This window comes from Actinomadura sp. HBU206391, assembly GCF_014323665.1.
Classification (GTDB): Bacteria; Actinomycetota; Actinomycetes; order Streptosporangiales; family Streptosporangiaceae; genus Actinomadura_C.
Genome location: NZ_JABVEB010000268.1, coordinates 1 through 7,053 on the forward strand (window position 1 = coordinate 1; position 7,053 = coordinate 7,053).

At 72.1% G+C, this 7,053-nt stretch carries 7 protein-coding genes and 1 pseudogene; 3 read left to right on the forward strand and 5 right to left on the reverse strand.

Annotated features, from left to right (window positions below):
- From HKK72_RS33685 to HKK72_RS33705, 5 genes and pseudogenes are all read right to left on the reverse strand, one after another.
- A pseudogene (locus HKK72_RS33685) lies at nucleotides 1-257 on the reverse strand (polyprenyl synthetase family protein); the annotation flags it as partial.
- Entirely contained in the window at nucleotides 257-1,591 is a 1,335-nt protein-coding gene (gene hpnE, locus HKK72_RS33690) for a hydroxysqualene dehydroxylase HpnE (RefSeq protein WP_315987583.1), read from the reverse strand. The pseudogene HKK72_RS33685 and the gene hpnE, both read right to left, overlap by 1 nt.
- Nucleotides 1,588-2,445: a presqualene diphosphate synthase HpnD gene (hpnD, locus tag HKK72_RS33695; RefSeq protein ID WP_187238467.1), complete on the reverse strand. Its 858-nt coding sequence runs from the start codon at nucleotides 2,443-2,445 to the stop codon at nucleotides 1,588-1,590. The genes hpnE and hpnD overlap by 4 nt, the downstream gene beginning before the upstream one ends.
- Nucleotides 2,442-3,293: a squalene synthase HpnC gene (gene hpnC, locus HKK72_RS33700; protein WP_187238468.1), complete on the reverse strand. Its 852-nt coding sequence runs from the start codon at nucleotides 3,291-3,293 to the stop codon at nucleotides 2,442-2,444. Before hpnC ends, hpnD begins: the two co-directional genes overlap by 4 nt.
- 305 nt (nucleotides 3,294-3,598) lie before the next feature.
- Nucleotides 3,599-4,357: a polysaccharide deacetylase family protein gene (locus tag HKK72_RS33705; RefSeq protein ID WP_187238469.1), complete on the reverse strand. Its 759-nt coding sequence runs from the start codon at nucleotides 4,355-4,357 to the stop codon at nucleotides 3,599-3,601.
- Between the two features lie 29 nt (nucleotides 4,358-4,386).
- Between HKK72_RS33705 and HKK72_RS33710 the strand changes: the two genes are divergently transcribed.
- The 3 genes from HKK72_RS33710 to HKK72_RS33720 are packed head-to-tail and all read left to right on the forward strand — an operon-like array spanning nucleotide 4,387 to nucleotide 7,024.
- Entirely contained in the window at nucleotides 4,387-5,466 is a 1,080-nt protein-coding gene (locus tag HKK72_RS33710) for an MGDG synthase family glycosyltransferase (protein WP_187238470.1), read from the forward strand.
- A 1-nt stretch (nucleotide 5,467) separates the two neighbouring features.
- Nucleotides 5,468-6,196, forward strand: coding sequence for an SDR family NAD(P)-dependent oxidoreductase (locus tag HKK72_RS33715; protein ID WP_187238471.1), 729 nt, complete (start codon nucleotides 5,468-5,470; stop codon nucleotides 6,194-6,196).
- Between the two features lie 30 nt (nucleotides 6,197-6,226).
- The gene (locus HKK72_RS33720; RefSeq protein ID WP_187238472.1) at nucleotides 6,227-7,024 is read left to right on the forward strand and encodes a VOC family protein; all 798 of its coding nucleotides are present in this window, start codon (nucleotides 6,227-6,229) and stop codon (nucleotides 7,022-7,024) included.
- The last annotated feature ends 29 nt before the right edge of the window (nucleotides 7,025-7,053 follow it).

The following is a 7,053-nucleotide window of genomic DNA, read 5'->3' on the forward strand; positions in this document are numbered from 1 at the left end:
TGCACGAGTTCCACCGCGGCGGCGGACGGCGCGCACCGCCGGTCGTCGCCCCCGGCGGCTCGCGCCGACAGCACCGCCAGCGTGAGGCGCAGAGCCTTGCCGCCGGCGACGGCCGGGCGCCCGGCCGGATCGGTCCAGCCGAGGTGATACCCGGCGACGCGTGCCGTCAGCGGATCGAGGCGGCCGACCGCCTCGCGCAGGACGGGTTCGACGAGGTCGCGAGCGGTCGCCACGGACGGCGGGATGACCGCCGTCATCAGCCGATCTCCTTTCTCAGATGACGTCCGACCAGGCAGGCCGCGTTCAGGCCGCTGCGCACGGCTCCCTCCATCGTGTCGGGCCAGCCCGTGTCGGTCCAGGCGCCGGCGAGGTAGAGCCCCGGCCATCGGGTGGTCGCCGGAGGACGTAGCGCGCCGCTGCCCGGGCCCTGGCGGAAGGTGGCGCGGCGTTCTCTCGTGACGAAGAAATCGGTGATCTTCGCGCCCCGCGCGGCGGGCAGGAGCCGCTCGAGCGCCGTCACGAACGCCGTGCGGATCTGCGCGGTCGGCAGGTCGATCCATCGCTGCGCCGCCGAGACCGAGACGGCGAGATACTGGCCGTCCCCGAGCCCGCTGACCCGGGTCTTGTCGAAGATCCATTGCACGGGCGAGTTCACTGCCGCGGCGAACGGCAGGTCGGTCACCGGCCGGTCGTAGACGACGTGCACGTTGACGATCGGGCTCGCGCCGAGACCGTTCCAGCGGTTTCGATCGGGTGCCGCCTCGAGAGGAACGAGTGCTGCCGCGCGCTCGTGAGGTGCCGCCACCACGACGGCGGACGCCTCGATCCTGGTGCCGTCAACGACGATCGCCGGACCGGGCTCGATGGTCTTGACCTTCGCCGACAGGCGCACATCGCCTCCGCGGGCCTCGATCGCGGCTCGCGCCGCCGCGTCGTGCAGCTCACCGAGGGGTACCGCGGGAAGGCCGATGTCGGCGGCGTCCGCGCGGCCGAGCAGCGCGGTCTGGAAGACCAGCGCCGCCGCGCCCACCGCGGCCTGTTCCATATCGATGTTCAGGGCCGCCACCGCGAACAGCTCCCACAGCAGGCGCCGCGCCGCACCGCGTTGTCCATGGGTGGCCAGCCAGCCGTCCAGATCAATCCGGTCGAGGGCCGGATCGGCCGGATCGAGCCTGCGCAGCGCAAGCGACCCCCGTACGGCGCGCAACCGGTCGGCCGGGGCGAGCAGGGAGTATCGCGCCAGCGCCGGCAGCAGATGGAACGGCCCGGGCAGTGAGCAGCGCCGCAGTCGCCCGTCCCGGCCTTCCGGGCTGAGCACCTGGACGTCGAACCGGTCCTGCACCGACACCCGGCCGGCGGCGCCGAGCCGGGCGAGCAGGCCCAGATACGCGGTGCAGCAACGGAGGAACACGTGCTGGCCGTTGTCCACCATCAGCCCGTCCCGGCTGAACGAATGGGTGGCGCCGCCGAGCCTCGGCCGCGCCTCGTACAAGGTCACCGAGCGGCCCATCTCGGTGAGCGCCATGGCGGCGGCGATGCCGGCCAGGCCACCCCCCACGATCGCGACCGGCGGCTCCGAGGCGCCGTTCACCGCCTCGCTCCGGTGAGTGCCCGTGCCGCCACCAGCGTCTTGTCCCAGGTCGACAACGACAACCGGGTGCCGAGCGCCCTGACGGGGTCGGCCGCGATCCGGTCGAGAAGCGACCGGTAGATCCCGGTCATCGCCGCGGCGCAGGCCGCGCTGCGGCGGTCGAGCAGCGGCAGCAGGCGTACGCCGCGCTCGTACCAGACCCGCGCCTGGTCGGCCTCGTAGCGCATCAACTCGGTCAGGTCCTCGGGCGCATCGGTGAACCTGCCGTCGGGATCGACGTTCAGCGCGCATCCGAACCGCTTGAGGTCCTCGGCCGGCAGGTAGATCCGTCCGATCCGGCGGTCCTCGCGCACATCACGGAGGATGTTCGTGAGTTGCAGCGCCACCCCCAGCGCGTCGGCCAGCGGCGCGGCCTCGGCGGGTTCTTCGGAGCCGAACACGCCGAGTGACAGGCGCCCGACCGACCCGGCGACGCACCGGCAGTAGTACAGCAGGTCCTCGGAGCTCTCATACGAGGCTCCGCGCACGTCGGCGACACAGCCGTCGATCAGCTCTTCGAACGCGTCCATGGGGATCGGATAGCGACGGGCGGCGTCACGTAGCGCCACGAGGACGAGGTCGGTGTGGTCCGGCACCGCCTCGCGCAGCGCGTCCCGCGCGTCGGCCAGTCCGGCCAGCCGCTGAAGGGCCGGCGCGTCTCCGTCACCGATGTCGTCGATCCTGCGGGCGAACGCGTACACGGCGCTGAGCGCGCGTCTCTTGGGCGGCGGCAGAAGCCTGATGCCGTAGGAGAAGTTCCGAGCCCGCGCGCGGACGATCCGCTCACAATGCCGGTAGGCGGCGGAGACGCTCACCGGATCGCCTCGCTCCGTCTCACCAGGATCCGCGACCACTCGAGCAGCAGGCGGGAGGTGCGCGGGCGCACCGCGTGTCCCAGCACCTCGTGACCGGCCCGTCCCAAGGCGGCGCCGGCGGCGCGGCCGCCCGCGACGTAGCCGGCCACCGCCGCACGGGCGAAGCCGCTCAGCGAGGCGGCCAGGGGGTCGCCGGCCTCGAGCATCCGCATCGCCCGCCCCGCTTGAAGGGCGATCACATGGCGCAGCCTTGCCGGGGCCGCGGCCTCGACCAGGTCGCCGTCGCCACAGCCGAACCGGCGCAGGTCCTCGGCGGGCAGGTAGACGCGGCCCCTGGCGAAGTCCTCGGCGACGTCCTGGCAATGCTCGATGATCTGCAGCGCTGAGCACACCTGATCCGACAGGGCCAGGCGCGCCGGAACGGCCGCGCCGAACACGTGCAGGACGACGTGCCCGACGGGGTTGGCGGACAGTTCGCAGTAGGTGAGCAGGTCGTCGAAGGTGTCGTAGCGGGTCACCGTCTGATCGCGCCGGCCGGCCTCGACGAGCCGGTGCAGCGGCTCGGCCGGGATGGAACACAGACGCACCGTCCGGGCGAGTTCCTGAACGACCGGCAGCCGCGGAGTGCGTCCCGCGTACAGGCGGATCAGGTCGGCATCGACGGCGTCGAGCCTGCGCAGCCGGTCTCCGGGTTCGCCCTCGTCACCCACGTCGTCGACGAATCTCGCGAAACCGTAAACGGCCATCAGCCGGCACCGATACCGGCGGGGGAGCAGGCATGAGGCGACCGGGAAGTTCTCCCGCCGGGCCTTGACCGCGACGGCGTCCCTGACATCACCAGAAAGCATGAAGAGATGCTTTCCAACATACGGCCATATAAACGCGGCGGAGCGCTGCAATGGACTTTATTCGGCGGCCCGTGGTAAGCGCAATAGATTGCCGAATCTTTTAGGTCACCGGGGCTTGTTCAAGCCCTTTCTGTGATGTTCTCGGGTAGTCGCTGACTCCGTGTCCATCTGTGCTGACCTGGGTAGGGATTGTGAGATGGGCGCCGAGTCGGGTGCGGGACGGGGCGGTGAACCGCGTCGGCGCGCCCGCAGCTACTTCAGCCGGAGAAAGACGAGAGATGATGCACCAGAGGAAATGGCGCGCCTCACGTCCGGCCCGATCCGGCCGGTTCCCCGAATTGTCGAATGAGGGGCCGGTCGACGCGATGGTCGCGCAGAGGACCGATGCTCAGCCGCGCGGAGCGGCAGAGGCCCACGATCTCGGGAAGGGCGCCGAGCGCCGAACGCCAGGCGCCGGGGGCCGAGGTGTGGTCGGAGTCGTGCAAGAGGAGGGTCGCGCCGCCGCGCAGGCCCGGTGCCAGGGCGGCCAGTACCGAGGCGGGGGTCGCCGATTCCGTCCAGTCCCTGCCCCACGCGGTCCACAGCACGGGCCGCAGCCGGGACCCGCGGGCCGCGATCAGGGTCTCGGCGCTCAGCACGCCGTACGGAGGCCGATACCAGGTCGGCCGCACGCCGGTCACCGCGGTGACGAGGTCCGCGGCCGCGCCGATCTCGGCGGCGGCCCGGCCCGGACGGGTCAGGAGCGCGTTGTGGTGCCGCCAGCCGTGGACGGCCATCTCGTGGCCACCGGCGACGATGCGGCGACCGAGGTCTGGATGGCGTTCGAGCAGTTCGCCGAGGACGAAGAACGTGGCCCGGCACCCGATCCGTTCGAGCTCGTCGAGGAACAGGGGAGTGGACCGCGGATCGGGCCCGTCGTCGAACGTCAGCGCCACGTGGTCGGTGGCGCCGATTCCGGCGAGCCGCGGCAGCGCGCGGCGCACGACCGGCAACCAGGTCGCGGCCGGGCCGACATGGAGCGCGGCCAAGCCGGTCAGCCCGAGTGTCACTGCCACGGGATTCATCACGCCAAGTCTGCGGGATGGGGGCGCCGATGCCAACGAGCCGGCTGCTGATCCTGAGCGCGGGTATGGGGGCGGGGCACGACGGGGTCGCCGGTGAACTGGCCCGGCGGCTCGCCACGCACGGAGTCGAGGCCGAGGTGGTCGACGTCCTGGAGTTGCTACCGCTGCGGCTGGGACGGGCACTGCGCTGGTGGTACGGCTGGACGATGCGCAGCGCGCCCTGGTTGTACGGCGTCGTCTACCAGATCTTCTTCGTGTCGGATCGGGCGCCGTCGACGTCGCCGCTGACGGTACTGGCCGCGGCACGGTTGGAGGCGCTGGTCCGCAGGCACCCGCCGGTCGCGGTCGTTTCGACCTTTCACCTGGCCGCGCAGGTGGCCGGACATCTGCGGGAACGCGGCCGGTTGCCGGCCACCAGCACCGTTCTGCTGACCGACTTCGCGGTGCATCGGCTCTGGCTGCACCCGGGGAACGACGGCTACCTGTGCCCGACCGCCGCCGCGGCGCTCGGCGTGGCCGCCGCGACGGGACGTCCGGCCTCCTGTCACGCTCCCGTCGTACGCGAGGTGTTCCGGCGACCCGCCGTCGACCCGGCAAGGGTACGCGGCCGGATCGGCGCACGACCTGGCGACACCCTGGTGCTGATCTCCACCGGGGCCTGGGGTGTGGGACGCGTCGAGGAGACGGCTCGCGTTCTCGCTCGATCGGGGCGCTATCTGCCCGTCATACTCTGCGGGCACAACGGCCGGCTGCTGCGCCGGCTGCGGGCCGCCGGCACGGGCGTGGCGCTCGGCTGGCGCGACGACCTACCCGAGCTGATGGCCACCGCGTACGCGGTGGTCGACAACGCCGCGGGGCTCACGTGCAAGGAGGCACTCGCGGCGGGCGTGCCGGTCATCTCCTACCTGCCGATTCCCGGCCACGGCCGGGACGGCGCGCTCGCCATGGCCAGGGAAGGGCTGAGCGTCCATGCCGCCGACGCGGCGCGATTGCTGGCGGCGCTGGACCGGCTCAGAGACTCGGCCGAACGCGAGCGGCAGGTCGCACGCGGCACCGCGTTGTTCGCCTCCCCGCCCGCCGAGGTCCTGCTCGGCTGCCCGGTGATCTGACATGCGGCTCCGAGACAGCAGGGTGCTGATCACAGGTGCCTCCTCCGGCATCGGGGCGGCCACCGCCCGGGCGATGGCCGGGGCAGGGGCGCGGCTGGTCCTGGCCGGGCGCGACCGCCGCAGGCTCGACGCCGTGGCCGCAGAGACCCGCGGACACCCGGTCACGGCCGACCTCGCGACCGGTGCCGCCGAGCTGGCGGCCGTGGCCGAGCCGGTCGACGTACTGGTCGGCAACGCAGGAGTGGGATGGGCCGGCCCACTCACGCGAATGCCGGACGAGGCGATCGAGCGTCTGATCGCGGTGAACCTGACCGCACACATCCTGCTGACCCGTCTGCTGCTGCCCGGCATGGTCGCACGCGGTCGCGGACACATCGTCTTCGTCGCCTCGATCGCCGGTGCGGTAGGTGTCCGCGAGGAGGCGGTGTACTCCGCGACCAAGGCGGGATTGATCGTCTTCGCCGAGGGGTTGCGGCACGAGCTGTCGGAGATCGGTGTGTCGGTCGTGCTGCCGGGAGTCGTGGACACGCCGTTCTTCGACCGGCGCGGGGCGCCCTACGCCCGACGGCGACCAGAGCCGATACCCGCGGAGCGGGTCGCACGCGCGATCGTGTCGGCTGTCGAACGCGACCTCGCCGAGTCGTATGTTCCCGGCTGGCTCCGGCTGCCGGCCCGGCTCAGGGGCGCCGCGCCGGAGGTCTTCCGGATTCTGGTCAGGCGACTCGGCTAGGGCTGTCTAGACTGATGAAAAGGAGTGGTAATGCCGATCCGCACCTCCTACCCCCACGGCACGCCGAACTGGCTCGAGCTGCACACCGACGACCACACGGCCGCCAAAGCCTTCTACGGCGAACTGTTCGGTTGGCGCTTCGACGCTCCGGAGCCCGCCACCGACCCGTACGCGAGGGCGTACCTGGGCGATGCGGTCGTCGCCGCGATCAAAGCCCCGGGCGCCGACCACGCCGGTTCGCCCGCGTGGGTCGGTTATCTGGCCGTCGACGACGTCGACACGGCCGTCCGTGCCGTCGGTGACGCCGGCGGCCGGGTCACCGTCCCGCCGCACGACCGCGCCGACCGCGGCCGGGCCGCCCTCGTCACCGATTCCACCGACGCGCCGGTGGGGCTGTGGCAGGCGTACCAGCAGCCGGGCGCGGCGCCGGTCGGCGAGCCCGCCACGGTGGCATGGTTCGAGCTGCTCACCGACGACACCGACGCCGCCTCGGCCTTCTACCAGCAGGCCCTGGGTCTGCTCCCGCACACCGCCGACCTCGGCGGCATCGTGTGGACCACCCTGCACGTCGGCGACGACGCCGTCGCGGGTGTGGTCAAGAAGCAGGTCGCCGGCAGCCCGAACCGGTGGAACGTCTACTTTGCCACCGCCGACATCGCCCGAGACCACGAGGCGGGCGGCCGACCTGGGTGCCACCATCACGGCCGACCCGGTCACCACGGGGATCGGGCCGATGGCGGGAGTCCGGGACCCGCGGGGCGCCCACTTCAGCCTCTGGACCCCCGTCCTGCCCGGACGCTGACCGCCCGACCCCGTGACCCACTTTGATACAGGGCCTAGTAGGACTTTGTTAAGTC